General features: G+C 73.8%; 27 protein-coding genes. 15 read left to right on the top strand and 12 right to left on the bottom strand.

Annotated features, from left to right (window positions below; all coding sequences use genetic code 11):
- Positions 1 to 85: 85 nt before the first annotated feature.
- From Q6350_RS07290 to Q6350_RS07260, 7 genes are all read right to left on the bottom strand, one after another.
- Positions 86 to 511 (bottom strand): hypothetical protein, encoded by a 426-nt coding sequence (locus tag Q6350_RS07290; RefSeq protein ID WP_305065860.1) that lies wholly within the window; start codon positions 509 to 511, stop codon positions 86 to 88.
- Positions 512 to 537: 26 nt separating this feature from the next.
- Positions 538 to 1,020, bottom strand: a complete 483-nt coding sequence (locus Q6350_RS07285; protein ID WP_304603509.1) for a pilus assembly protein — start codon at positions 1,018 to 1,020, stop codon at positions 538 to 540.
- Positions 1,017 to 1,367: a TadE/TadG family type IV pilus assembly protein gene (locus Q6350_RS07280; protein ID WP_304603508.1), complete on the bottom strand. Its 351-nt coding sequence runs from the start codon at positions 1,365 to 1,367 to the stop codon at positions 1,017 to 1,019. Before Q6350_RS07280 ends, Q6350_RS07285 begins: the two co-directional genes overlap by 4 nt.
- 68 nt (positions 1,368 to 1,435) lie before the next feature.
- Positions 1,436 to 1,630, bottom strand: coding sequence for a hypothetical protein (locus tag Q6350_RS07275; protein ID WP_304603507.1), 195 nt, complete (start codon positions 1,628 to 1,630; stop codon positions 1,436 to 1,438).
- 20 nt (positions 1,631 to 1,650) lie between these two features.
- Complete coding sequence (locus Q6350_RS07270; RefSeq protein WP_305065859.1) at positions 1,651 to 2,583, bottom strand: type II secretion system F family protein; 933 nt, start codon at positions 2,581 to 2,583, stop codon at positions 1,651 to 1,653.
- Positions 2,580 to 3,437: a type II secretion system F family protein gene (locus Q6350_RS07265; RefSeq protein WP_304603505.1), complete on the bottom strand. Its 858-nt coding sequence runs from the start codon at positions 3,435 to 3,437 to the stop codon at positions 2,580 to 2,582. The genes Q6350_RS07270 and Q6350_RS07265 overlap by 4 nt, the downstream gene beginning before the upstream one ends.
- Positions 3,437 to 4,699 carry a CpaF family protein gene (locus Q6350_RS07260; RefSeq protein ID WP_304603504.1) on the bottom strand — a complete coding sequence of 421 codons (1,263 nt, stop codon included), beginning with the start codon at positions 4,697 to 4,699 and terminating at the stop codon, positions 3,437 to 3,439. The genes Q6350_RS07265 and Q6350_RS07260 overlap by 1 nt, the downstream gene beginning before the upstream one ends.
- Before the next feature lie 217 nt (positions 4,700 to 4,916).
- Between Q6350_RS07260 and Q6350_RS07255 the strand changes: the two genes are divergently transcribed.
- Together Q6350_RS07255 and Q6350_RS07250 are read left to right on the top strand one after the other, a co-directional pair.
- The gene (locus tag Q6350_RS07255; RefSeq protein WP_305065858.1) at positions 4,917 to 5,462 is read left to right on the top strand and encodes a hypothetical protein; all 546 of its coding nucleotides are present in this window, start codon (positions 4,917 to 4,919) and stop codon (positions 5,460 to 5,462) included.
- Between the two features lie 144 nt (positions 5,463 to 5,606).
- On the top strand, positions 5,607 to 6,806 hold the full coding sequence (locus tag Q6350_RS07250) for an aminotransferase class I/II-fold pyridoxal phosphate-dependent enzyme (protein ID WP_305065857.1): 1,200 nt from the start codon (positions 5,607 to 5,609) through the stop codon (positions 6,804 to 6,806).
- A 205-nt stretch (positions 6,807 to 7,011) separates the two neighbouring features.
- Here the strand turns inward: Q6350_RS07250 and Q6350_RS07245 are convergent, their stop codons facing one another.
- From Q6350_RS07245 to Q6350_RS07235, 3 genes are read right to left on the bottom strand one after another with little or no spacing between them, the layout of a single operon-like run.
- A complete protein-coding gene (locus Q6350_RS07245) occupies positions 7,012 to 7,629 on the bottom strand; it encodes a LysE/ArgO family amino acid transporter (RefSeq protein ID WP_304603801.1) in 618 nt (205 codons plus the stop codon).
- 28 nt (positions 7,630 to 7,657) lie between these two features.
- The gene (locus Q6350_RS07240) at positions 7,658 to 8,998 is read right to left on the bottom strand and encodes an LCP family protein (protein WP_304603501.1); all 1,341 of its coding nucleotides are present in this window, start codon (positions 8,996 to 8,998) and stop codon (positions 7,658 to 7,660) included.
- Positions 8,999 to 9,054: 56 nt separating this feature from the next.
- Complete coding sequence (locus tag Q6350_RS07235; protein WP_171247466.1) at positions 9,055 to 10,284, bottom strand: multidrug effflux MFS transporter; 1,230 nt, start codon at positions 10,282 to 10,284, stop codon at positions 9,055 to 9,057.
- 96 nt (positions 10,285 to 10,380) lie between these two features.
- Here Q6350_RS07235 and Q6350_RS07230 point away from each other — a divergent pair, with 96 nt between their 5' ends.
- Complete coding sequence (locus Q6350_RS07230) at positions 10,381 to 11,163, top strand: SOS response-associated peptidase (RefSeq protein WP_304603500.1); 783 nt, start codon at positions 10,381 to 10,383, stop codon at positions 11,161 to 11,163.
- A 4-nt stretch (positions 11,164 to 11,167) separates the two neighbouring features.
- On the opposite strand, the gene Q6350_RS07225 is transcribed toward Q6350_RS07230, so the two are convergent.
- The gene (locus Q6350_RS07225) at positions 11,168 to 12,208 is read right to left on the bottom strand and encodes an adenylate/guanylate cyclase domain-containing protein (protein ID WP_171247464.1); all 1,041 of its coding nucleotides are present in this window, start codon (positions 12,206 to 12,208) and stop codon (positions 11,168 to 11,170) included.
- Between the two features lie 65 nt (positions 12,209 to 12,273).
- Entirely contained in the window at positions 12,274 to 13,134 is an 861-nt protein-coding gene (locus Q6350_RS07220) for a biotin--[acetyl-CoA-carboxylase] ligase (RefSeq protein WP_304603499.1), read from the bottom strand.
- A 135-nt stretch (positions 13,135 to 13,269) separates the two neighbouring features.
- On the opposite strand from Q6350_RS07220, the gene Q6350_RS07215 reads away from it, so the two are divergent.
- The 12 genes from Q6350_RS07215 (at position 13,270) to Q6350_RS07160 (ending at position 25,316) form a co-directional block, all read left to right on the top strand.
- Entirely contained in the window at positions 13,270 to 14,847 is a 1,578-nt protein-coding gene (locus Q6350_RS07215) for an acyl-CoA carboxylase subunit beta (RefSeq protein ID WP_305065856.1), read from the top strand.
- A 25-nt stretch (positions 14,848 to 14,872) separates the two neighbouring features.
- Positions 14,873 to 15,415 carry a hypothetical protein gene (locus tag Q6350_RS07210; RefSeq protein ID WP_304607238.1) on the top strand — a complete coding sequence of 181 codons (543 nt, stop codon included), beginning with the start codon at positions 14,873 to 14,875 and terminating at the stop codon, positions 15,413 to 15,415.
- A complete protein-coding gene (locus Q6350_RS07205; protein WP_304603496.1) occupies positions 15,412 to 15,651 on the top strand; it encodes an acyl-CoA carboxylase epsilon subunit in 240 nt (79 codons plus the stop codon). Before Q6350_RS07210 ends, Q6350_RS07205 begins: the two co-directional genes overlap by 4 nt.
- Positions 15,648 to 16,205, top strand: coding sequence for a hypothetical protein (locus Q6350_RS07200; protein ID WP_304603495.1), 558 nt, complete (start codon positions 15,648 to 15,650; stop codon positions 16,203 to 16,205). Before Q6350_RS07205 ends, Q6350_RS07200 begins: the two co-directional genes overlap by 4 nt.
- A 97-nt stretch (positions 16,206 to 16,302) precedes the next feature.
- Positions 16,303 to 16,518, top strand: a complete 216-nt coding sequence (locus Q6350_RS07195) for a DUF6458 family protein (protein ID WP_304603494.1) — start codon at positions 16,303 to 16,305, stop codon at positions 16,516 to 16,518.
- Positions 16,519 to 16,618: 100 nt separating this feature from the next.
- Entirely contained in the window at positions 16,619 to 17,401 is a 783-nt protein-coding gene (locus Q6350_RS07190; protein ID WP_305065855.1) for a tyrosine-protein phosphatase, read from the top strand.
- The gene (locus Q6350_RS07185) at positions 17,398 to 19,146 is read left to right on the top strand and encodes a DUF885 domain-containing protein (RefSeq protein ID WP_305065854.1); all 1,749 of its coding nucleotides are present in this window, start codon (positions 17,398 to 17,400) and stop codon (positions 19,144 to 19,146) included. The genes Q6350_RS07190 and Q6350_RS07185 overlap by 4 nt, the downstream gene beginning before the upstream one ends.
- Before the next feature lies 1 nt (position 19,147).
- The gene (locus Q6350_RS07180) at positions 19,148 to 20,068 is read left to right on the top strand and encodes an AEC family transporter (RefSeq protein WP_304603491.1); all 921 of its coding nucleotides are present in this window, start codon (positions 19,148 to 19,150) and stop codon (positions 20,066 to 20,068) included.
- A 105-nt stretch (positions 20,069 to 20,173) separates the two neighbouring features.
- Complete coding sequence (locus Q6350_RS07175; protein ID WP_304607232.1) at positions 20,174 to 20,836, top strand: nucleoside triphosphate pyrophosphatase; 663 nt, start codon at positions 20,174 to 20,176, stop codon at positions 20,834 to 20,836.
- Between the two features lie 158 nt (positions 20,837 to 20,994).
- A complete protein-coding gene (locus tag Q6350_RS07170; protein ID WP_304603489.1) occupies positions 20,995 to 22,788 on the top strand; it encodes a biotin carboxylase N-terminal domain-containing protein in 1,794 nt (597 codons plus the stop codon).
- A 15-nt stretch (positions 22,789 to 22,803) separates the two neighbouring features.
- Positions 22,804 to 23,301, top strand: coding sequence for an NUDIX domain-containing protein (locus Q6350_RS07165; RefSeq protein WP_304607411.1), 498 nt, complete (start codon positions 22,804 to 22,806; stop codon positions 23,299 to 23,301).
- Entirely contained in the window at positions 23,298 to 25,316 is a 2,019-nt protein-coding gene (locus tag Q6350_RS07160) for an endonuclease/exonuclease/phosphatase family protein (protein WP_305065853.1), read from the top strand. Before Q6350_RS07165 ends, Q6350_RS07160 begins: the two co-directional genes overlap by 4 nt.
- Positions 25,317 to 25,385 lie beyond the last annotated feature (69 nt).

Raw genomic sequence — 25,385 nt, 5'->3', positions numbered from 1 at the left:
GCGGCCTACCCGGGGAGAGCCTGCGACGAACCTACGAATTGCCTGGGGATCGCGGCGTCGGACGCCGGCGAACGACAGAACCTGCTCAACCTGCCCGTGCCGTTGCCGTGGCAGTCACGGTGATGCCCCCACCGAAGGCGTCGGTGAACCAACGAATCAACGGCGGGTGGGAGGTGGCGACCAGGTTCACGCGGGCGCTGCGGCCGTCCGGCGTGGCGGCCTCCTGCACCCTCACGCCGCGCAGTCCTGGGGCCGAGGATGCCGGTTGCACGGCCAGGTGCTCGGCCACGGCGGTGCGCACGCCGTCGTCCGTCAAGGTCAGCACGCCCGACCCGTCCGGGGCCATCGCCTCCCCGTAGTAGGTCTCCCGGGTCATCGAGTCGGCACCGGCCACCGCCAACGAGTCCGCCAGGTCGAACAGGTGCTTGCGGTCCAGGTGCACGGACGCGGCCGAGGCCACCATGCCGACCAGCATCAGCCCCACCGCGACGAAGCCCGCGGTGAGCAGCATGATCCGCCCTTCCTCGCGTGCCGCCGTCACGGCCGGGTCCCGACGTGCTCCTCGACCGGTGCGACGTGGGCCGCCTCGACCGGGATGCTCAGCGGCACCCAGTCCTGCAGCGCGGGCGGCGCCAACGGTAGCGGCACCTCGACACGGACCCGCACGCCGACCGTCGCCCCCGGTGTCAGGCACGGGTTCGCCGAGCACTCGAGCTCCAGGACATCGGCGCCGTCGACGACGAAGCCCTGATCTGCCAGCGCCACCTCCGTCGCCGCCCGAGCACGTGCGGCACCGGTCGCCGACGACTCGGCGGTCACCACCGCCCGCGCGGCATCCCGGGCCGCGCCCTCGACGGCGAACCCCGCGGCGTGGATCTGGCCGACGGTGACGACCAGGTACACGAGCGGGACGAGCAGCAGCACACCCACTCCCAGGAACTCGACCACGGCGGCACCTTCCTCCCCAGATCCGGTCGGTGACGACTCGGGGTCGTCGGGGCCGTCTGGACGCCCGGTCATGCCGACTCGTCCACGGCATGCCCCTCGACGGTCATCGCACCTGACGGGCCGAGCAGACCCACCACGGGCAGCGGCGCGGTGACCGTGACGCGGACGAGGTCCAGTCCACCGCGCCTCGTCGTGCCGACCACGACGTCGCCCGCGTACCGCTCGCTCAGCGCCGACGCGAGCAGGTCCCGGGTCCGCTGGGCACCGGCACCGAGGTCGTGGTCGGTCCGCGCCGCCAGCCGTGCGCCTTCAGCCGCCGCATCGATCGCAACGGCCCGGACGTGCAACGCGAGCGCGACCTGCACGACGCCGAGGAAGAGCGCCACGAGCAGCGCCGAGACGAGGGCGAACTCCGCCACCGCCGAGCCGCGCTCACCGTCGGACCGGCCGGCCGCCGAGCCATCGGCTCGTGCCCATGACCCGGACGTCACAGACCCGTGACGCTCTCGATCGCCTGGGTGAAGGCGTCCTCGAGCAGCGGACCCGCCAGTGCCCAGAGCGCGACGACCAGACCTGCCGTCATGAGCGTGACGAGAACCCAGCCGGGGACGTCGCCGCGTTCCGGGTCGTCGGCCTCGGGCAGGTGCCGGGAGCGCGTGCTGTCGGGCGGGTTGGTGGTCATGGAGCATCCTTTCGTCGAGGTCACAGACCGATCTGCAACGTGGCCAGGGAGGGGAAGACGGCGAAGACGACCGTGATCGGCAGGATGAGGAAGACCACCGGCACCATCATGGCGACCTCCTTCTTCCCGCCGGCCTCCATCAGGGCCCGACGCCCGGACTCCCGGACGTCCTGTGCCTGGGCACGGAGGACGTCTGCCAGAGGTGTGCCGCGCTCCAGCGCGACGGCCACGCCTTCGGCGAACCGCGACAGCGTCGGCAGACCGGTGCGGTCGGCCATCGCCGTGAGAGCGGCCGTGATCGGTGCTCCTGCCCGGACGTCGGCCAGCATCACGGAGAACTCGCCGGACAGCTCGCCCCGGGCGGTCGTCGCGACCCGCTCGAGCGCCGGCACCGGCCCCTCGCCGGCCGTGACTGCGAGCGCCAGCAGCTCTGCGACGGTGGGGAACTCGGCGAGCATCCGCTCCTCCCGCCGCCGTGCAGCACCGGAGAGCCTCTGGTCACAGCCGACGAAGCCGGTCGCACCGGTGAGCAGCACCAGGACGGCCAGCACGACGACCGAGGAGCCTCGGGTCGCGGCGAGCAGGACGGCCAGCAGGAGGCCGCCTGCCAGCCCCAACGTCGTCCACACGAGCTGCCGTGCGCGGAACTGCTCGACGGTCTCGCGCAGACCGGCACGGTCGAGCCGACGCTGGACGTCCTCTCGCGTCGAGCCGAACCGCTCGAACCACGCGGCGGCGTCGTCGACCCACGGGGCGAGGAGCTGCTCGAGCACCCCGAGAGGGCCGCGCGTCGCCTGCTCGCGCAGCAGCCCGGAGGTCGCGTCCCGGGGCCGCAGGGTCGGGGCGAGCCGCTCGTCGAGCCTGATCCGTCGCCCCCGGACGCCGGCAGCCACCAGCAGCAGGCCGCATCCCGCGAGGAGGCCCAGCAGGGCACCGGTCACGATCGGCGTCATCGCAGCACCCGACCTTCCTCGGGCAGTCGGCCGATCCGGCGCATCGCGCGGTATGCCACGACGGAGCAGGCCGCACCGGTCAGCAGCACCGCGACCCCTGCCGCCGAGTTGTACGCCTGCGCCGTCTCCGGACGACTGGCGAGCAGGGCCAGCACGACCCACGGGCCGGCGGCTGCCACCCGCGCACCGTTCACGGTCCAGGACTGACGCGCCTCGAGCTCGCCACGGGTCTGCAGGTCCTGGCGCAGGAAGCTCGACAGGCTGCGCAGCAACCGACCGAGGTCCGTCCCGCCGACCTCACGTGTCAGGCGGAGGGCCTCGATGATGCGGTCAGCCACAGGGTCGGCGAGGCGGTCCTTGAGGAGATCGAGGCATTCGCCGAAGCGCCCGGTCGCCCGGTGGTCGGCAGCGAACTGGGCGAACGGTTCCCGCAGGGCCTGCGGCCCACGTTCGCCGAGCTGCGCGACCGCCTCCGGCAGGGAGAGACCGGCCCGCACGCCGCTGGCGAGGTGGTCGACGACGTCCGGCCACACCTCGCGCAGGTCGTCGCGGCGTCGGCGTGCCCGTGCCCGGACCAGCGCCTCCGGCGCCACGACCGCCATGACCGCGAAGCAGGCGGCGATGGCCGGGGACCGCGTCAGCACCAGCCCGAGCAGGAGGACGACGAGGGCGAGCCCGATGCTGAGGACGTAGAGGGCCGCCGGGGTCACCGTCGGCGCACCGGCCTGGACGAGCAGGTCCTGCACCGTGCGGTGTCGACGACTGCGCCGCCGGCCGCGTTCCGGCTGCTCCCAGCAGGACCACCAGAGGCAGAACAGCCCGGCTCCGCCGACGAGCCCGACGACCACTCCCATCAGCACTCCCCGGCCAGCAGCGCGTGCACGTCGACGCCGACACGCTCGAACTTCTCGACCTCGGCCGGGAAGCCGTCCCCGCGCACGAGCTCACCACCGGCCGAGGCGGGCCTGCGACGGAAGAGCTGGGCCGTCTCGACCCGTCCCTCCTCGACACGTCCCGTCACCGCCACGATCTCGCGGCACTGCCGCACCCCTCCCGGCGTCACCCCGAGGTGCACGACCACGTCCAGCGCTGCCGCCACCGTCGGCGTGACGAACCGGTCCGAGATGTTCTCTCCGGCGAGCAGCGGAAGCGTGCACATCTTGGTGATCGCCTCACGGGCCGAGTTCGCGTGCACGGTTCCCGTCCCGGGAACTCCCGCGTTCAAGGCGATGAGCATGTCGAGGCTCTCGGCCTCCCGCACCTCTCCGATGACGATGCGGTCCGGCCGCATCCGCAGCGCCTCCTTGACCAGACGTCGCAGCGGGATCTCCCCGGTCCCCTCGAGACTCGGTTGCCGGCACTGCATCGCGACGTGGTCGCGCACGGGCAGTCGCAGCTCGAAGACCTCCTCGCAGGAGATGACGCGTTGACCCGCCGGCGTGGACCCCGCCAGAGCGTTGAGCATCGTCGTCTTGCCCGCCTGCGTGGCGCCGGAGACCAGGATGTTGGCCCCCGCGCGGACGGCCGCGTCGAGGAAGGCGGCAGCGTGCGTCGTCAGGGAGCCGAGGCGGACGAGGTGGTCGAGGTGGTGGGCACGCACGACGTGCTTGCGGATGTTGACAGCCAGGTGCTCGCGGGTGACGTCCGGGATCACCACGTGCAGGCGCTCGCCGCCAGGCAGGGTGGCGTCGACGAACGGCGAGCTCAGGTCGAGCCGGCGCCCCGAGGACTTGAGCATCCGTTCGACGAGGTCCCGGACCTGCTGGCCCGTGAGCAGCGTCGTCGTCAGCTCGCTGACTCCGCGACGCGCGACGAACACCTGGGCCGGGTTGTTGATCCAGATCTCCTCGATCTCCGGATCGTCGAGGTAGGGCTGCAACGGACCGAACCCGCCGAAGGTGTCGATGAGCGCACGAGTGGTGGCAGCCGGGTCGACCAGCGGCGGAACGACCCCGAGGGTGGCCCGGTCCCCGTAGTCGGCCACGGCCTCCCCGACCAGGCGGTCGAGTCCGTGGCGATCGGTCACCGGGTCGATGCCACGGCGGCGCACGAGCTCGCGGACCTCGCCGGTCAGCAGGCTGCCCGCCTCGTCGTGGGTCAGAACGTCGGCGTCCACCCGTGGAACCTCTCCGTCGGGGTCAATCGGGCAAATCCACTCAAGCGCGACCGAGCGTAGCGAAGTTCCCGCCCGCTGCGCCTGGGGCCATCCACCCTGTGGACAACTGCGAGCGGGGCGGACCGGTGTGACCGCAGAACCGGGCTCGTCCGGCATCACTGTCGCGAGCCGAGATCCCCGAGGCGAGCACCACCGAGCATGGCTAGCGTGAAGTCCGATGGAAGTGATGACCACGGTTGCGACGCTGCTGGCAGGGGTCGCGGCGATCGCCGCCCCCATCCTCGCGTTGCTCTCCAGAGCGTGGTCTGGCGAGTTCTCCGCTCGTAAGCTCCACCGGCTGCAACGACTGGCCACGCTCCGCGCGACGCTGGCCGAACAGGGCCAGGCCACCGGCGTGCTGGATGAGCGGATCGCCGAGGAGATTCGACAGATCCAGACGGAGACGGTTCTGGAACGGGACAACCATCTGCGGCAGAAGCTGTGGAAGAAGGCGCCAGGGAGGCGGTTCGTCTCAGGACTGTTGGTCGGAGTCGGAATCGCCTCCGCACTTCTTGGATGCATCTACTTCATCGTGTCGATCTTCGAAGGCCCGGCGACGGGTCCTCAAGACCTCGGCGCGAGCGACTTCCTGGTCAGCGGCGCAGTCTTTGTCGCACTCGGCCTGATCACGATCATTCCCACCGTCCGCTGGAGAGCTCGCGTGCTCGATCGGCTTCTCAGCACCTACCTGGCGAAAACCGCGGAGGGGTATGAGGTGCCCTGACGGGCGTGCGCCGGTGACATGGCGCCCGAGCAACGTCGCCAGAGATCGATGCAGAACCGCGGGGAAGCGGTGCACGATGCCCGGCGGTCCGATACCCGGCTCGGTCCAGCCCGCCGACCGACTTCCGTCGGTAGTGTCGCCTGCATGACGTCCACACCTCGGTGGCGCCAGGTCGCCGCCGCCACCGGCCTGCTCTCCGACGACGGGACGATCGCCCAGACGATCTTCGCCGAGATGACGGTGCTGGCGAACCGCACCGGCGCGGTCAACCTCGGCCAGGGCTTCCCCGACGTCGACGGCCCCGACTACGTCAAGGAGGCCGCCAAGGCCGCCATCGACGCCGGCCGCAACCAGTACGCCCCCGGCGACGGCGTACCCGAGCTCCGCCACGCCATCGCCGACCACCAGCGCCGCCGCTACGGCCTCGACGTCGACCCGGACACCGAGGTCCTGGCCACCACGGGCGCCACCGAGGCGCTCACCGCCGCGATCCTCTCGCTGACCGGGCCCGGCGACGAGGTCATCACCCTCGAGCCCTTCTACGACTCCCACGCGGCCGCGATCGCCATGGCCGGCGCCACCCACGTGCCCGTGCCGCTCACCGCCGACCTGCGCCTGGACGCCGACGCCCTGCGTGCCGCCGCGACCGACCGCACGGCGATGATCCTGGTCAACACCCCGCACAACCCGACCGGCACCGTGCTCACCCGCGCCGAGCTGGAGCAGGTCGCCTCCCTTGCCCGCGAGCGCGACACCCTCGTGCTCACCGACGAGGTCTACGAGCACCTGGTGTTCGACGACGCCGTGCACGTCCCGATCGCCACGCTGCCAGGGATGGCCGAGCGGACGCTGACGGTGTCGAGCTCGGGCAAGACGTTCAGCCTCACCGGCTGGAAGGTCGGGTGGATGCACGGCCCCGCGGACCTCATCACGGCGGTGCGCACGCTCAAGCAGTTCATGACCTACACCTCGGGGTCGGCGTTCCAGCCGGCGATCGCCCTCGCGCTGGCCGACGAGGAGACCCCCCGCGCCCTGGCGGACTCCCTGGCGGAACGCCGTGACCTGCTCTGCGCGGGCCTCGAGCGGGCCGGGTTCGACGTTGTCGTCCCGCAGGGCACCTACTTCGTGGTGGCCGACGGCGCGCCGCTCGGCTTCACCAACGGCCACGACCTGTGCCTGCGGCTGCCCGAGCTGGTCGGGGTGGTCGGCGTGCCGGTCTCGGCGTTCTGCCGCCCCGGGTCGACGGCGGCGCAGACGATGCGCTCCCGGGTGCGGTTCACGTTCGTCAAGCAGCCCGAGGTGCTGCGCGACGGCATCGAGCGGCTGGCCGCGCTGACCCGCTGACCCGCGTCCTGACTCGCCGCGGATCGCCCTGACCCGCGGCACACGGTCCTGACTCGGCAGGGACCGACCCTGACCCCTGCCGAGGTCGTACCTTCCGTCACGTGGTCGTACCCCGCGGGTACGACCGCGCGACGGAAGGTACGACCCGGGCGACGTGGCGACCTGAGCGACGCGGCGGCCCGGGACGGGACCGGGCGAAGCGGGGTCAGGCGCCGGCGACCAGCGAGACCGCGACGGCCACCATGATCACCGCGATGACGCCGTCGACCACCCGCCACGCCCCCGGCCGGCGCAGCACCGGTGCCAGCAGGCGGGCGCCGTAGCCCAGCGCGGTGAACCACACGATGCTGGAGAGCACGGCACCGGCGCTGAACAGCCAGCGGTCGTCGCCGTAGGTGGCGGCCACCGACCCCTGCAGCACCACGGTGTCCAGGTAGACGTGCGGGTTGAGCCAGGTCAGCGCGAGGGCCGTGAGCAGCACGGGGCGCAGGCGCCGCCCCTCGTCACCGGACGCGCCGTCGGTGGCAACGCGCAGTCCCTCCTCGCCGCGCAGCGCCCGCCGGGCGGCGAGCGCCCCGTACCCGAGCACGACGGCGGCACCCGCCCACCGGGCGACGTCGACGACCACGGGGTTCCGTTCCACCAGGGCCCCGAGGCCCGCTCCCCCGGCCGCGTACAGCACGGCGTCGGAGGCGGCGCACACGAGCACCACGACGCCGACGTGCTCGCGGCGCACCCCCTGGCGCAGCACGAACGCGTTCTGGGCGCCGATGGCCAGGATCAGGGACAGCCCGAGACCGAAACCCGAGAGGAGGACCAGCACACCGGGCACGCGACGACGAAGCCGTCGCTCAGCTGCACACGCCGGGCAGCAGCGACGGGCTGGGCGACGGGCTCGGCGAGGGGTCGGAGGTGCCGGGGTTGTCCGCGCTCACGGTGCCGCCCTGGCCACCCCCGCCGGCGCCGTCACCGGACTCGTCGACCGCGCCGTCGGAGCCTGCCGACCCGGTGCCCTCGTCGGCGGTGGTCTCCGCCTCGACCACGCCGTCCTCGGGCGAGTCGCTCGGCGTGGGTGTGGGCGTGGCCTCGCCGTGCAGCGGGACGTCGTCGGCGAACCGCTGCCACAGGTCGGCCGCCTCGTGGGTCCAGACCACGCGGTTGGCGTCGGTGGGGGCCTCGACCACCGGGACCGACTCGAAGACGATGCTGGACGGGTCGACGTTGCGCAGGCTCCAGGCCAGGCCGGCCAGCGCGCTGGGGCTCGCCAGCTCCGGGCTGGTGGACATCGACTTCAGCGACGCCCGCACCATCCGGTACAGCTTCGGGGTGTTGGTGATGAGGTTCTGGTCGAGGACCTCGCGGAGCATGGAGTCCACGAACGCCTGCTGACGCTCGATGCGCCGCAAGTCGCTGCCCAGCTCGAGCCCCATGCCCTCGCCCTTGCGCACCCGCAGGAACTGGATCGAGGTCTCCCCGTCCAGCACCTGGCGTCCGGCGTCGAGCTCCAGGTCGCTGTACCGCGAGTCGCCGATCACCGGTTCCGGCAGGCACATCGGCACCCCACCGAGGGCGTCGACGATGTCCACCACGCCGGCCATCTTGACCACGACGTGGTCGTCGATCGTCAGGCCGGTGAGCGACTCGACGGTCAGGAGCGTGCAGGCCGCGGCCGCGGTGAGGTCCTGCTCCGGTCCGCCGCCCAGGGAGAACGCGGTGTTGAACATCGCGTTGCTCTGGGGCGCGGTGGAGCTGCCGTCGGGCCGGGGGCAGGCCGGGATGTCCACGAGCGAGTCGCGTGGGATGGAGATCGCCTCGATGCGGGTCCGGTCGCCGCTGATGTGCATCACCAGCGTGCTGTCGGAGTGGAACTCGTCCCCGGAGCCGGCGATCTCGGCGTTCTCCGCGTCGCGGTAGTCGGTCCCCATGACCAGGATGTTCCGGTCCTGCCCGGCGAAGGGGTCGCTCGGGTCGGCCGGCTCGTCGGAGGCCGCGGCCACCGGGTCGCGTTCCGGTCGCTGCCGGCCGATCAACGCGTCGACGTCGGAGACCTCGATCTGCGACTTGAGGTCGACGTACGCGGCGATCGATGCCGCTCCGACCAGCGCGAGGACCGCGGTCACCCCCAGGGCGACCCAGCGCAGTACCGGGTGCCCGGCAAGGTGCCCGAGATGCCGGGGACTGGATTCCTTCACCCTGTCACCCTAAACCGACGCCTCCTCGCACGGGCGGTCGACGGCGTGTCCCGGGCTCAGGCGAGGTGGACCCACCCGCCACGGCGGAAGGCGGGCGTGGCGAAGGCGAGCACGCAGATCGCCGCGGTCCACGCCCCGAGCATGACCGTGGTCATCGCGACGGCGTCACCGCCGAGGACACCGACGAGCGGCGAGACGGCACCGGCGGTCCCGGCCTGCACGGCGCCGATGACGGCGGCCGCGGACCCGGCCCGCTCACCGTGGCGGGACAGCGCGATCGCCGAGGCGTTGGCGGGGATGAGCCCCTGGAAGGCGAGCACGATCCACAGCAGCGCCAGCAGGCCCAGCAGGCCCCCGAACTCCGTCCGCGCGACCACGACCAGCCCCACGGCGAACACGCCCTGCAGCACCAGCGCGGCCCGCAGCAGGCGGATCGGCGCGACCCGGCGCACCAGGGCGGCGTTGATCTGGGCCGAGACGACCAGGCCGAGGCCGTTGAGGGCGAAGAGGAGGGAGAACTGGGTGTGGCTGAGGCCGTAGTACTCCTGGAAGACGAACGGCGAGCCGACGACGTAGCTCATGAGCACGGCCTGGCCGAGGCCGGGCAGGACCGCGAGCCCCATGAAGTGCCGGTCGCGCACCAGGTCCCGGTAGCCGCGCAGCACGCTGCCGGCTCCGCCGGGCTGGCGGCGTGCCGCCGGCAGCGTCTCGGGCATGGCGCGCCAGACGACCACGGCCAGGCTCGCACCGCCGACCGCGAGGACGGCGAAGACCCAGCGCCAGCCCGCGGCGGCGGCGACCGCGGAGCCGAAGGTCGGCGCGAGCATCGGCGCCACGCCGATGATGAGCATGAGCCGCGACAGGATGCGGGCGGCCTCCGCCCCGACGAAGCGGTCGCGCACCACGGCCATCGCGGCCACGGTGCAGGCGGCGTTGAAGAACCCCTGCAGCAGCCGCAGGACGATGAGCGCCGACATCGTGGGCGCCAGGGCGCACAGCAGCGAGGTCACCACGTGCAGCGCGAGCCCCCACACCAGCGGGGCGCGGCGTCCGAACCGGTCCGAGAGCGGCCCGATGACGAGCTGGCCGGCCGCGCCGCCGATGAGCATCACCGACACCGACAGCTGGGCGTACGAGGCCGTGGAGCCGAGGTCGTCGGCGACCTCGGGCAGGGACGGCAGGTACATGTCGACCGTGAAGGCCGGCAGGGCCGCGAGAGCACCGAGCATGAGGATCCAGCGGAACGGCGAGCGGGCGCGCTGGAGCACGGTGGTCTTCTCGGGCATGGGCTTCATGCTATCGAAACGATACGACGATCACGAGGGCCGCTCGCCGTGACCCCTCTCACCGCCGATGTCGGCGGTCCGGGGGACGATGACCTCATGTGCGGCCGCTTCGCCTCCTTCACCGACGCCCAGGACCTCGCCGACGAGCTCGCCGTCGCCGAGATCGCGGACGACGCCCGCCTGCTCGGGCCGCGCTGGAACGTCGCCCCGACCGACCCGGTGCGGATCGTCGTCGAACGTCCCCGGCGCGAACCCCTGCCCGACGGCGGCACCACCGCCGGGGAGATCACCCGCACGTTGCAGGTGGCCCGGTGGGGGCTCGTCCCCTCCTGGGCGAAGGACCCCGGGATCGGCGCCCGCATGATCAACGCCCGCCGCGAGACCCTCCTGGAGAAGTCCGCGTTCGCCAAGCCGCTGGGGGTGCGGCGCTGCCTGGTCCCCGCCGACGGGTACTACGAGTGGCGGAGGCTCGAGGCTCCGCCCGGCACCCGCAGGACCCCGAAGCAGGCGTACTGGATCCGGCCCGCCGACGGTGAGGTCGCCGCCTTCGCGGGGCTCTACGAGTTCTGGCGGGACCGCACCCGCGCCGACGACGACCCCGACCGGTGGCTCGTCTCCACGACCGTCATCACCACCGCGGCGGCGGACGGCCTCGAACGCATCCACGACCGGATGCCGGTGGCCCTGCCGCGGCAGGCGTGGGACGCGTGGCTCGACCCGTCCGTCGACGCCGAGCACGCGAGCGCCCTCCTGGAGAACCCCTCGGCACCGATGCACACCCGGCCGATCGGACCCCGCGTCGGGAACGTCCGGTTCGACGACGAGGGACTCATCGCCCCCGACCCGGAGCCGCGGGACCCCGAGCCGGTGCTGCTCTGAGGCCTCAGCCGGTGTAGGCGCGCTGCAGGCGCACCGGGGTGATCTCGCCCAGGCCCTGGACCTCCCGCGGCGCCTGCGCCGTCAGGGCGTAGCGCGCCGACGAGGCCAGCAGGGCGGCCGTCGGCGGGTCGACGAGCACGGTCGCCGGCTCGGCCAGCTCCGAGATGCGCGAGGCCAGGTTCACGTCCGGTCCGAACACGTCGCCGAACCGCGACAGCACGCGCCCCCAGACGAACCCGACGCGCACGGGGATCTCGTCGGTGGAGTGGGGCGCGGCCAGCCCGAGGGCGCACTCGGCGCCCGTGGCGACGTCGTCGGCGACGAACAGCACGGCGTCCCCGATCGTCTTGACCACGCGGCCGCCGGCCTCGGTGATGACGTCCCGGGCCCGGGACTCGAAGAGCTGGACGTACTCGGACAGCTCCTGCGACCCGAGGCCGGCCGTGCGCTTGGTGAACGACACGATGTCGGCGAACCCGATCGCCCGACGCAGCGGCAGCTGGTCACCCGGCAGCCGGGCCTCGTTCGAGCTGCCGAACTCGGTGGCGAACCGGCCCATGAGCGCGGCGAGCTGGCGGCGCCAGGCGTGCTCGAGCTGCCGGGCCAGCACGTCGGCGAACCCGGGGATCCGGTCCACCGCGGCCAGGCGCGCGCTGACGTCGTCCAGGGCGTAGCGACGACCCAGGTGCTCGACGAACGCTTCCACCTGCCACAGCGCCAGGCGGTCCGAGGTGTGCCCCAGGGACCGGACGAGGGTCATCTGCGCCTGCTGGTCGAGCTGCCCCTCCTCGATGAGGGTGCCGATCTCGCGCAGCGACTCCATGTCGGCGGCCGTGAAGCGCGCCTCCTCCGGGTGGGTGACCGGCAGACCCAGCCAGCGCCAGTAGTTCTCGACGAACTCCGTGGAGAGCCCCGTCCCCGCCACGAGGTCGGCCAGCGTGTACACCCGCGGCCCGCCCAGGATGGCCTCGTCGGTGCGGCGGGCCGTGTCGGCACGCTCCTGAGCGGTGCGATCACGCGGGTCGGGGGAGGTCTGGCTCGTCACGGGGCCACTGTAACGGGGGTCACCTGTGCGGGACCTGGACGTCCGGGGGCGGTCCTCGCCGGGACTCAGACCGCGCGCAGGTGGTGCACGTCGCCCGCGGTGACGACCCGCTCCCCGGCGGCCGTGGCCAGGACGAGCGCCCCGTCGTCGGCCACCCGGACGGCCTCGCCGTCGACGACGTCGCCTCCGCCCGCGAGCTCGGCCCGCACGGCCCGGCCGAGCGTGGCGCTGACCTCGGCGTACTCCCCCGCGAGCCCGGCCTCGACCGCGTCGCCCCCGGCGGCCTCCCAGCGGGCGACCAGCGTGAAGAGCTCCCCCGTGAGCCCGACGAGCAGCTCACCGCGGTCGAGCTCCTGCCCCGCCAGTGCCAACGACGTCGCGGCCGGCACCGGCAGCTCGTCGACGGACTGGTCCACGTTGAGCCCCACGCCCACCACGACGGCGGTGCCTTCCTGCCCCTCCCCGGCGCCGGTCGGGGCTGCGTCCGGCACCACCTCGGCCAGGACACCCGCGACCTTGCGGTGACGGCCGAGTCCCTCGCACTCCGAGGGGGCCGGCAGCAGGACGTCGTTGGGCCACTTGACCCACGCCGAGACCCCCTCGGCGCGCAGGGTGCGCGCCAGGGCCAGCCCGGTCAGCAGCGGCACCCAGCCGAGCTCGTCGGCCGGGACCTGGGGACGCAGCAGGAACGACACCGTCAGCGCCGCCCGCGGCGGCGTCTGCCACGCCCTGCCGGCCCGACCGCGCCCCGCCTGCTGGTGCTCGGCGACGAGCGCCGCGGGGATCTGCGACCCGGCGCGGGCGCGGGCGACGAGATCGCTGTTGGTCGACGCGGCGGTCTCCACCACGTCGACCCGGGCGAGGGGTCCGGTCGGGGCGAGCAGGGCGGGTCGCAGCGCGGCGACGTCGAGAGGTGGGCGCGTCATGTCTCCATCGTGGTGCCTCGCGGCGGGTTCTCGGGACCGTCCGGGGGCGGATTGTAGGAATCCTCCAAGATCACCGGGGTCGACACGGCCTGTCGCGCATCGCCCCACGCGCCGGGGAGTCCTAGGGTCGCCAGTGTGAAGACCACCGCCGAGAAGCTCGCCGAGCTCGACCGACGCCGCGCGGCCGCGGTCACCGAGCCCGAGGAGAACGCCCGCACCAAGCAGCACGCGCGCGGCAAGAAGACCGCCCGCGAGCGCATCGACGACCTGCTCGACGAGGGCAGCTTCACCGAGCTGGACGCCCTGGCGATGCACCGCAGCCGCAACTTCGGCATGGACAGCAAGCGCCTGCCCGGCGACGGTGTCGTGGTCGGGCACGGCACCATCGACGGCCGCCAGGTCTGCGTGTTCTCCCAGGACTTCACCGTCTTCGGCGGGTCCCTCGGCGAGGTGCACGGCGAGAAGATCGCCAAGGTCCAGGACCTCGCGCTGCGGATCGGGGTGCCGATCATCGGCATCTCCGACGGTGGCGGGGCCCGCATCCAGGAGGGTGTGGCCGCGCTGACGCAGTTCGCCGAGATGTTCCGCCGCAACGTCGCGGCCTCGGGCGTCGTCCCGCAGATCTCGCTCATCCTGGGGCCGAGCGCCGGCGGCGCCGTGTACTCCCCGGCGCTGACCGACTTCATCGTCATGGCCGACCAGACGTCGAACATGTTCATCACCGGCCCGGACGTCATCAAGACCGTCACCGGCGAGGACGTGGACTTCGAGACGCTCGGCGGCGGGCACACGCACAACGCCACCTCCGGCGTCGCGCACTACCTGGGTGCCGACGAGGACGACGCGATCGACTACGTGCGCCACCTGGTGGGGTACCTGCCGCAGAACAACCTCTCGGACGCGCCCACGTTCCCGCCCGAGGAGGAGACCGCGTTGGAGGCCACGCCGGACGACGAGGCGCTGGACGCGATCGTCCCGGACGGCGACAACCAGCCGTACGACATGCGCACGGTGATCGAGACGGTCCTGGACCCGGACTCGTTCCTCGAGGTGCAGCCGCTGTACGCGCAGAACGTGCTCGTCGGGTTCGGCCACGTCGAGGGTCAGAGCGTCGGGGTCATCGCCAACCAGCCGCAGTCGATGGCCGGCACCCTGGACATCGCCGCCTCGGAAAAGGCCGCCCGCTTCGTGCGCACCTGCGACGCGTTCAACATCCCGGTCCTGACCTTCGTCGACGTGCCGGGGTTCCTCCCCGGTGTCGGCCAGGAGCACGACGGCATCATCCGCCGCGGCGCCAAGCTCATCTACGCCTACGCCGAGGCGACGGTGCCGCTGGTCACCGTGATCACCCGCAAGGCGTACGGCGGGGCGTACATCGTCATGGGCTCCAAGCAGCTCGGCGCCGACGTCAACCTCGCGTGGCCGACGGCGCAGATCGCCGTCATGGGCGCCTCGGGGGCGGTGAACATCCTGCACCGGCGGGCGCTGAAGACCGCGGCGGCGGACGGGCAGGACGTCGAGGCCGAGCGGACCCGGCTCACCGACGAGTACACCGACGCGATCGTCAACCCGTGGGACGCGGCCGAGCGCGGTTACGTCGACGCGGTGATCCGCCCCTCGGAGACCCGCGTCCAGGTGGTCCGGTCGCTGCGTGCCCTGCGCACCAAGCGCGCCAGCCTGCCGCCGAAGAAGCACGGCAACATCCCCCTGTGAGGGACGTGTCTGAGAAGATCGAGCGATGAGCCACGAGGACGCCACCCACGGACCGGCGCCGCTGGGCGACGTCGACCCGGACCCGATGCACCGCGCCGTGGACTCGCTCGCCGAGGCGCTGCACCGGTACGTCGACGCGGCCGTCGGGGTGCGGGCCGAGTTCGGCGCCACCGAGGCCGACGAGGACCCGCGGATCCTCGCGCTGGAGAACCAGGTCGGCACGCTCAACGCCGCCCTGTTCGACACGCTGCACGACGCGCTCGGGATGCACCCGGACCTGACGACGTCGGTCTGGGAGCCGGAGCCCGGCAGCCGGCCCGCGACCGACGAGGAGGACCTGCCCGAGGGGACGGTCTCCGCGGAGGTGTTCTACCTGGGCTTCGTCGTCGCCGACCCGCCGCCCGGGGCGTCGATGACGCTCGACGGCGTCATCGAGCTGCTCGACGAGGCCGGTCAGGACGCGGCGACACGGATGACCGACGGCGGGTACCAGGTGATGGAGTGGGCCGCCTCGCGCGGCCTGGCCCCGGGTTTCGGCAACGACCCCGACGACGAGGAGGACGCATGACCCCCCAGGTACGCGTGGTGCGCGGGGCGCCCGACGATCTCGAGGTCGCCGCGCTCGTGGCCGGTCTGGCGGCCGTGTCGGCGCAGGACGACCTGCCGGACGACGTCGCGCCCGTGGACGAGTGGACCAACCGGGCCCGGAACCTGCGCGGCAACGGTGCGGCCACGGCCCGCAGCTTCGGCGGCCGGTCCGGACGCCACAACGTGGACGCCTGGCGCTGGAGCTTCCGGTCGTGAGCGTGCGCTGGGAGCAGGCCGGGTCGGCCGCCGCCGTCGAGGCACCCCTGGGCGACCTGCCGACCCCCGAGCGGCCCGGCTGGCTGCGCCGCTGGCTGTGGGCCCCCGCCCTGGCGGCGACCGCCGGCGTGTACGCGACGCAGCGCCTGGTCGAGAACCCCTCGGGCGAGCTGGAGCTCGGCCTGATGCTGGCCCTGCTCGCCCTGCTGGCCGTCACCGCCGTGGCGGCCCTGGTCCGCTACCGCGACGACCAGCGGCTCGCCCGCGAGACCCGGGGCGTGGAGGCGCTGCGCCGGGACGCCCGGTCGACGACGGGCTCGGTGACGGTCACCGAACGTCCCGTCGGCGACGGCGTCATGCTGCGGGGACTGCTCAGCTACCCCCGCGACGGCGACACGGCCGAGGACACGTGGTCGCTGCTCGTGTCCGACGGCGACCCCCTCGGCCCGCGCCCGGGCGATCCCGTCGCCGTGTGGTGGGCCCCGGGCTCCGACGACGTCGTGGCCCGCTACCACCGCGACTGGGCCGACCAGGTCCGCCGCCGGACCCGCTGACGGCGTCTTCCCCCGCGCCCTCGTGTCGCGAAGATGCGACATCTCGGCAACCATCGGGGCGACGGACGCACCGGCGTCCGGGAACGGAGGAGTGCCGATGGGCATCGGAAGCGGAATCTTCCTCATCGTGGTCGGGGCGATCCTCGCCTTCGCGATCGCGCCCGACACCTGGGAGGTCGTCAACCTCAACATCGTCGGGTACATCTGCATCGCGGCGGGGATCCTGGCGCTGATCCTCGGGCTGGTCCAGAACCGGCAGCGCACGCACCACCGGGTGGAGCGCTACGAAGACCGCACACCGCCGCCGGCGTGAGGTTCCTCTCGCCCTCGTGATCGAGCGTCTCTGTTCGTGCCGCACGACCTGTGGTCCGGCACAGCAGAGACGCTCGACCTGTGCCCGGTAGGGTGCCGCGATGCGTGACCTGCCCTGGGACGGCTGCCCGAACGTCCGTGACCTCGGAGGTCTGGTGACGCCACTGTCACCGACGGGCCGGACGCTGACGGGGCGGGTCGCCCGCGGGCCGCGCCGTGAACGGCTCACGGCGGCGGGCTGGACGGCGGCCCGTACCTGGGGCGTGCGCACCGTCGTGGACCTGCGCTGCGCCGACGAGGTCGGCCCCCGCGACGGCGACCCCGTGGTCCCGCGGACGGCGCACGACGGCGTCACGATGGTGGCGGCACCCACCGAGGACCGCGCCGACCCCGAGTTCCGCCGGACCTGCTTCCCGATCCTCGACTCCCCGGAGTACTGGCCGCACAACTGGCGGATCCTGCCGGACCTCGTGCGCACCGCCCTCGAGGCGGTCGCGGACGCCGGGCCCGGGGTGCTCGTGCACTGCTCCGCGGGACGCGACCGCACGGGCATGATCAGCGCCCTGCTGCTGGGGCACGCGGGTGTCTCCCCGGACGACGTGGCCGACGACTACGCCGCGTCCGTCCGCGCGATGGCGGGCCGACCGTCCCACGCACCGACGGCGGACCGGCAGCAGACGTGGACCACGGCACAGGTGGAGTCCTGGGTGTCACGCACGACGCCGCTCGTCGCCGAGGTGGCGGCACGCACCGAGGAGGCGTTCGACGTCGTCGGCCTGGCGACGGAGCACCGCCGACGGCTCCGCGCGCTGCTCACCGCGACCACGGCGGGGGACGACCGGAGCGAATCCCCTCGACACGCTGGGATAGCCTCGGTCGGGTGACCCACGACACCCTCGGCGCCGCCACCTCGAGCGCCACCACGCCCCGCACCCCCACCGCTCTCGACGCCGCCGCGGACGCCTACGTCCTGCGGTCCGCCGCGCTCGACCCGGTCGCGGCCTCGTTCATGGGCCTGCCCGGGCACGACCACGAGCTGCCGGACTTCTCGCCCGCCGGTCACGAGGCACGTGCCGACCTGGACCGCGCGATCCTGCGTGAGCTCGACGAGCTGGAGGCCGCCGGCGAGGCACCCGTCGACGACGTGGACCGGGTCACCCTGGCGGCGATGCGCGAGCGCATCGGCCTGGGCCTCGAGCTGCACGCCGCGGGCGAGGTGCAGGCGATGCTGAACAACATCGCCTCCCCGGTCCAGGAGCTGCGCGACGTGTTCGACGTGGTCCCCACCGGGACCGTGGAGGCCTGGGAGAACATCGCCGCGCGGCTGAACGCCGTCCCGGAGGCGCTGGCCGGCTACACCGCGTCGCTGCGCTGGAGCGCCGAGCGGGGCCGCGTGGCGGCGATCCGTCAGGTGCGCGCCGCCATCGGGCAGGCCCGCGACCTCGCGGGTCCGGAGTCGACGTTCACCGCCCTGGTGCGGGGTGACGACGCCGCACGCGTGCTGGACGACTCGGCCGCCTGCAGCCTCGTGCGGGCCGAGCTGGAGCGGGGTGCCGCCGCCGCGTGCGCGGCCTACGGCGAGCTGGCGGACTTCCTGGAGCACGAGCTCGCACCGCAGGCCCCGGAGCACGACGCCGTGGGCCGCGAGCGCTACGCGCTGGCCTCCCGCGCGTTCCTCGGCGCCACGGTCGACCTGGACGAGACCTACGAGTGGGGGCTGGCCGAGCTGGCCCGCATCGTGGCCGAGCAGGAGGCCGTCGCCCGGGAGATCGCGGGCCCGGACGCGACCGTCACCGACGCCGTCGCGGTGCTGGACGCCGACCCCGAGCGGCAGCTGCACGGCACCGACGCGCTGCGCACCTGGATGCAGACCACCGCCGACGCGGCGATCGAGGCCCTGGCCGGCACGCACTTCGACATCGAGGGCCCGGTCCGGACCGTCGAGTGCCGCATCGCGCCCACCCAGACCGGGGGCATCTACTACACCCCGCCGAGCGACGACTTCTCCCGTCCGGGCCGCATGTGGTGGTCGGTCCCGCCGGGCGTCACGGAGTTCACGACCTGGCGCGAGACGACGACCGTCTACCACGAGGGGGTGCCGGGGCATCACCTGCAGTGCGCCGCGGCGGTGTCCGCGTCGGACACGCTGAACCGGTGGCGCCGCCTGGCCTGCTGGGTCTCCGGCCACGGCGAGGGCTGGGCGCTGTACGCCGAGCGCCTCATGGCCGACCTCGGGCACCTGGACGACCCGGGTGACCGCCTCGGCATGCTCGACGCCCAGCGGCTGCGGGCGGCCCGCGTCGTCCTCGACCTGGGCGTGCACCTGGGCAAGCCGTGCCCGGAGGAGTGGGGCGGCGGCACCTGGGACGCCGAGAAGGCCTGGCACTTCCTGACCTCGAACGCGGACATGGACGCGGACTTCCTGCGCTTCGAGCTGGACCGCTACCTCGGCTGGCCGGGACAGGCGCCGTCGTACAAGGTCGGCCAGCGGCTGTGGGAGCAGATCCGCGACGAGCACCGCGCGGCGGCGGAGGCCCGGGGCGAGGAGTTCGACCTGCGGGCCTTCCACGCCCGGGCGCTGGGTCTGGGGTCGGTCGGGCTGGACGTGCTGCGCTCCTCGCTCGCCTGACGTGCAGGGGGTCCTCACCGGCTTCGCGATCATCGGGTTCGTCGTCGCGGCGGGCTACGTCGCCGCCCGGCTGCGGATCGGTGGGGTCCACGCCCGGGAGGCGCTGAACCGGGTCGGGTTCTTCATCGCCTCCCCGGCCCTGCTGTTCACGATCGTGGCCGACGCCGACCTGGGCCGGCTGCTGGGGGCCCCGCTGCTCGTCCAGCTCGTCGCGGCGCTGACGGCGGCCGGCGTGTTCGTGGTCGTCAACCGCCTCTGGTGGCGGCTGCAGGTCCCCGAGACCGCGATCGGCGCGCTGGGATCGGGGTACGTCAACGCCGGCAACATCGGCCTGCCGGTGGCCGCGTACGTCATCGGCGACGCCACGGCGGTGGTGCCGATCATCGGCCTGCAGCTGCTCATCGTCTCGCCGCTGGTGCTGCTCCTGCTGGACTCGGCCACCAGCCGACGGGTGTCGCTCGGGTTCGTCCTCAGCCAGCCGGTGCGCAACCCCATCATCCTGGGCGCCCTGGCCGGGGCGGCGGTCTCCCTGACCGGCGTGACGGTCCCCGACGTCGTGCTGGCCCCGCTGGAGATCCTCGGCGGCGCCGCGGTGCCGATGATCCTGCTGGCGTTCGGCATGTCCCTGCACGGCTCGCGGCCGCTGCGCGGCGAGGAGGGCCGGGCGCCCGTGGTCGTGGCGACCGTGCTCAAGGCGCTGGTCATGCCCGCGGTCGCGTTCGCCGTCGCCCGGTTCGGGTTCGGCCTGGACGACGAGGCGGTCGCGACGGCGGTGACGCTCGCGGCCCTCCCGGCGGCGCAGAACATCTACAACTACGCGGCCCGGTTCCGGCGGGGCGAGGTGCTGGCCCGGGACACGGTGCTCATGACGACCCTCGCCTCGCCCGTGGTGATGATCGCCGCGGCCGCCCTGCTCACCTGACGTCGCTCCGGACGTCGTGGGCATGAGATCTGCGGCCCCGCCGCCGACGAGGGCTGCAGATCTCATGCCCACAACGTCGGGGGTGGGGCGGGTAGGGTGCCGAGCGTGACGCGACTCGTCCTGGCCAGCCAGTCCCCCGCCCGCCTCTCCACCCTGCGCAGCGCCGGCGTCGACCCTGCCGTGCTGGTGAGCGGCGTCGACGAGGACGCGGTGCTCGCCGCGGCCCGGGAACGCTACCCGGACCTGCCGCCGTCGGACGCCGTGCTCGTCCTGGCCCAGGCCAAGGCCGAGGAGGTGGCCCGCCGGATCGAGGAGGGCGACGCGGGCGACACCGACGGCCTGGTGCTGGGCTGCGACTCGATGCTGGAGATCGACGGCGAGGTCGTCGGCAAGCCGGCCGACGCGGACGAGGCACGCGAGCGCTGGCGCACGATGCGCGGCCGGTCGGGTGTGCTGCACAGCGGCCACTGGGTCGTCGACGCCCGCGACCCGGACGACGGCGGCACCGGCGCGACTCTCGGCGCCACGAGCTCGACGACGGTCTGGTTCGCCGACCTCGACGACGAGGAGATCGACGCCTACGTCGCCACCGGCGAACCGTTGCACGTGGCGGGCGCCTTCACCATCGACGGTCTCGGCGGCCCGTACGTCGAGCGGCTCGAGGGCGACCACCACGGCGTGGTCGGGGTGTCCCTGCCGCTGCTGCGCGCGCTGCTGGCGGAGATCGACGTGCGGTGGCACACCCTGCGCAACGGCACCGGAGCCTGACGAAACCGCCAACGCACGCCCCTCCCCCGGGCCCCCGGACCCCCGGTCCATGTGGGATGTGCACAAACGGCCGTGACCGGCGTTGGCACCCGGCACAGACTTCTCCCCGAGGGCGCGGGGAGTACGGGCTGAGCGGTCGGTGCGCGTTACCGTGAGCCGTGCCCTCCATCAGCAAGGTCCTCATCGCCAACCGTGGTGAGATCGCCGTCCGCATCGCCCGTGCCTGCGCCGACGCCGGCATCGCCTCCGTCGCGGTCTACGCCGACCCGGACCGGCAGGCGCTGCACGCCCGGCTCGCCGACGAGGCGTTCGCGTTGAACGGCGCTCGCGCCGCCGACACCTACCTGGACGTGGACAAGCTGCTCGACGTCGCCCGCCGCTCGGGCGCCGACGCCGTGCACCCCGGCTACGGGTTCCTGTCCGAGAACGCCGGGTTCGCCCAGGCCGTCATCGACGCCGGACTCACCTGGATCGGCCCGCCGCCCGCCGCCATCGAGTCCCTCGGCGACAAGGTCAGCGCCCGGCACATCGCCCAGCGGGCCGGCGCGCCGCTGGTGCCCGGCACCGCCGACCCGGTGGCGGACGCGGCCGAGGTCCGCGCCTTCGCCGCCGAGCACGGGCTGCCGATCGCCATCAAGGCCGCCTACGGCGGCGGCGGCCGCGGCCTGAAGGTGGCGCGCACGGACGACGAGATCGCCGAGCTGTACGACTCCGCCGTGCGCGAGGCCGTCGCCGCCTTCGGCCGGGGCGAGTGCTTCGTCGAGCGCTACCTGGACCGGCCCCGGCACGTGGAGACGCAGTGCCTCGCGGACACCCACGGCAACGTCGTGGTGGTCTCCACCCGTGACTGCTCGCTGCAGCGCCGCCACCAGAAGCTCGTCGAGGAGGCCCCCGCGCCGTTCCTCACCGCCGAGCAGGAGGCCGAGCTCGACCGGGCGTCGAAGGCCATCCTGCGCGAGGCCGGGTACGTGGGCGCCGGCACCTGCGAGTTCCTCGTGGGCACCGACGGCACGCTGTCGTTCCTCGAGGTCAACACCCGCCTGCAGGTCGAGCACCCGGTCACCGAGGAGGTCACGGGCATCGACCTGGTGCGCGAGCAGCTGCGGATCGCCGCCGGCGAGGAGCTCGGCTACGACAGCACGACCGTGCGCGGCCACTCCCTGGAGTTCCGGATCAACGGCGAGGACCCGGCTGCCGGGTTCCTGCCGGCACCGGGCACCGTGTCGACGCTGCGCTGGCCGTCCGGGCCGGGCGTGCGTGTCGACACCGGCGTCGTCGAGGGTGACAGCGTCTCGGGCCTGTTCGACTCGATGATCGCGAAGCTGATCGTCACCGGCGCCACGCGCACGCAGGCCGTGCAGCGCGCCCGCCGCGCGCTGCGCGAGCTGGAGGTCGCCGGCATCCCCACGGTGGTCCCGTTCCACCGCGCCGTGCTGGAGGCCCCCGACTTCGTGCCGTCCGGCGGCGAGGACTTCGCCGTGCACACCCGCTGGATCGAGACCGACTTCGCCGACACGCTCCCGTCCCTGTCCCCCACCGGCGCCGCACCTGCCGCCGAGACCGAGGACGCGGTCGAGGAGGCGCCGGAACGCGTCGTCGTCGAGGTCGGCGGGCGCCGGCTCGAGGTCGTGCTGCCGGCCGGTCTGGGCATGGCCGCCGGCCGTGCCCGACGCGCCGACGCCGCACGCCCGGCGCGCCGCGCGCGGCGCAACGGGCGCCCGACCGGCGGCGGCAACGCCGGCACGACCCTCGCCTCGCCCATGCAGGGAACCATCGTCAAGGTCGCCGTCACCGAGGGGGACGAGGTGGCCGAGGGCGACCTCGTGGTGGTGCTCGAGGCCATGAAGATGGAGCAGCCCATCACGGCCCACCGCGCGGGCACCGTGACCGCGCTGACCCTGGCACCGGGCGTCGGCGTCTCGGCGGGCACCGCGATCTGCGAGATCTCCTGACCGGTGCGTCCCGTGCTGCCCGGTCCTGCGCACCACCGTCACCCCGGTGACGGCTGGGTGGTCTGCGGTGACCACCGGCACTGGGGCCTGCACGGCGCCGCCGGGCTCTTCCTGGTGCGCCGCGACGTCGACTCCTCCGGCGAGGCCACGCACGTCGTCCTGCAGCACCGCGCAACGTGGTCCCACGAGGGCGGCACGTGGGGCATCCCGGGCGGAGCCGTCCACCCGACCGAGTCCCCCGAGGCGGGTGCCCTGCGCGAGGCCGCCGAGGAGGCCGGGATCGACCCGGCCGGGGTGCTCGTCGTCGGCGAGCACGTGCTCGACCACGGGGTGTGGACCTACACCACCGTGGTCGGTCACGTGGCCGACGGCGTCGAGCTGGTCCCGGCGGCGACCGACCACGAGAGCATCGAGGTGGCCTGGGTGCCGGTCCCGGCCCTGGCCGAGCTGCCGCTGCACCCCGCGTTCGCCGAGGCCGTGCCGCGCCTGCTCGCGATAGCCTCCCGAGGGTGAACCCGACCTCGCGCGACCGGCACCTGCTCGTGCTGCTCGCGCTGGTCACGGCGGTGGTCGCCGAGCTCGTCCGGGCGAGCGGACCGCTGCTCGACCGCGCCCTGGCCGACGGCGTCGCCACGGCGTCGGTCGCCGCACTGGTCACGTACCTCGCGCCGACGGTCGTCGTCGCCGCGCTGACCCTCGGCCGGCCGGTCACGGGGCGCACCGTGCTGGTCGCGGTGTCCGTGCTGGTGGCCGCGCGCCTCGCCCTCGAGCTGCTCGGGACGCGGATCGCCGCCGTGCCGCTGGCCCCCGAGCTGGGCGTGGTCCGGTTCTACGGCGGGCTGGGCACCGTCGCCCTCGGCCTCGGCACGCTCGTCCTGGTCGCCGCGCTCGCCTCCGGGACTCCGCCCGCGGCCGCCCGCACCGGGCAGGACCGCGCCCCCGCGCCGGGCTCCCTCGTGGCCCGCGGCGTGACGCTGGGTCTGCTCGGCTCCGCCGCCGTGCTCGTGCTGCTGGACACCTGGGACGCCGTCTGGCGCGCGGACGTGGCGGGCTGGACCGTCACGGCCGCTCTCGGCGCCGGAGCCCTGTGGACCGCGGTGCGTCTGCGCCGCGGCCCGGCACGGCCGGGCGCCCGGGGGCTGTGGCTGCTCGGGCCGTTCGTCGCCCTCGGGGTGCAGTCGTTCGCGAACCCGGCGTTCGTCGCCGCGACCACCGAGCTGCCGATGGCGGTCGCGGCGGCCGGCACGGCTCTCGCAGCCCTCGCGGTCGGGGTCGCGCTGTCCGTGCACCGCCCCGTCGTCGGGCCGTGGGCGTCCGCCGTGACCTTCGTCGGCGGCACCTGGCTGCTGTTCCTCACCGTGCCCCGCCTCGCCGACCCGCCGGTGGTCTGGTCGGTGACGTTGCTCCTCGTGGCGGCGGTGCTGCCCGCCGCCGGGGCCCGGACGCTGACCGCCGCGTGGTCGCGACCGGCCCGGGACCTCGGCGGCCGGCGGCTGGTCGGGGTCACGGCGGCCACCGGCCTGGGCACGGCGCTGCCCCTGCTGCTCTACCAGGTGCACTTCGACGTCCCCCTGCCGGTGCCCGCCGGCCTGGTGCCCGTGGTCACCGCCGCGACGGTCGCCCTGCCCTCCCTCATCGGCTCACGCCGGCTGGCCCGCCTGACCCCGACCGCGGGGCCCCTGCTCACCGGTGCGGTGGCCGCGCTGGCGGTGGTCGGCGTCGTGGTGACGGCCACCGCGGGCACGGGCCGCGACGGTACGACCGCTCCCGGCCCGGCGGACCGCGGGCAGCTCACCGTGCTGTCCTGGAACGTGCACTACGGCGTCAGCGCCGACCCGTCGGTGCGCCTCGGCGAGATGGCCGAGGTCATCCGCTCCTCCGGCGCCGACGTCGTCGCTCTGCAGGAGGTCTCCCGCGGCTGGGTGGTCGGCGGCGGGGCCGACATGCTGACCTTCCTGGCTCACGAGACGGGCCTGGAGCACGCGTTCGTCCCCGCGGCGGACCGGCGGTTCGGCAACGCGCTGCTGTGGGACCCGGCCCGCGTCACGGCGAGCGACGTGGAGCGCGTCGAGCTGCCGTACGGGGAGGGCCCGCAGGACCGGTCCGCGCTGGCCGCGACGTTCCGTCCGCTCGACACGGCCGGGCCGGCGAGCACCGAGCAGGTCCGCGTCGTGGTCACGCACCTGCAGCATCGCGAGGAGAACGGGGCGACCCGGCGCGACCAGCTCGAGGCCCTGATCGCCGCCGAGCCGGTCGACGGACCCTACCTGCTGGCCGGCGACCTGAACGCCGAACCCGGCTGGCCCGAGCTCGGGGTCCTCGACGACGCCGGGCTGGTCAGTGCCCAGGACGCCGCCGGCGACCCGGCCGCGCTGACCTCGCCGGCCGCTGCTCCCCGCTACCGCGTGGACTGGGTCTTCGTCTCCGCGGACCTGACGGTCACGTCGTTCGAGGTGCTGGACGTCGTCGCCTCCGACCACCGGCCGCTCCTGGTGACCGTCGAGGGCGCCGACGGGACGGCGGGCTAGGGCCGGGCCGCGGGGAGCACACGGTGCGGCCGGGCGAGCTCGCCTCTAGAAGTCCTGCGGAGCCCGGCG

The sequence above is a fragment of the Isoptericola sp. b515 genome (assembly GCF_030588125.1).
GTDB classification, from domain to species: Bacteria; Actinomycetota; Actinomycetes; order Actinomycetales; family Cellulomonadaceae; genus Isoptericola; species Isoptericola sediminis.
Note: the sequence above shows the minus strand (reverse complement) of the source record. Positions and strands in the feature narration are given on the sequence as shown.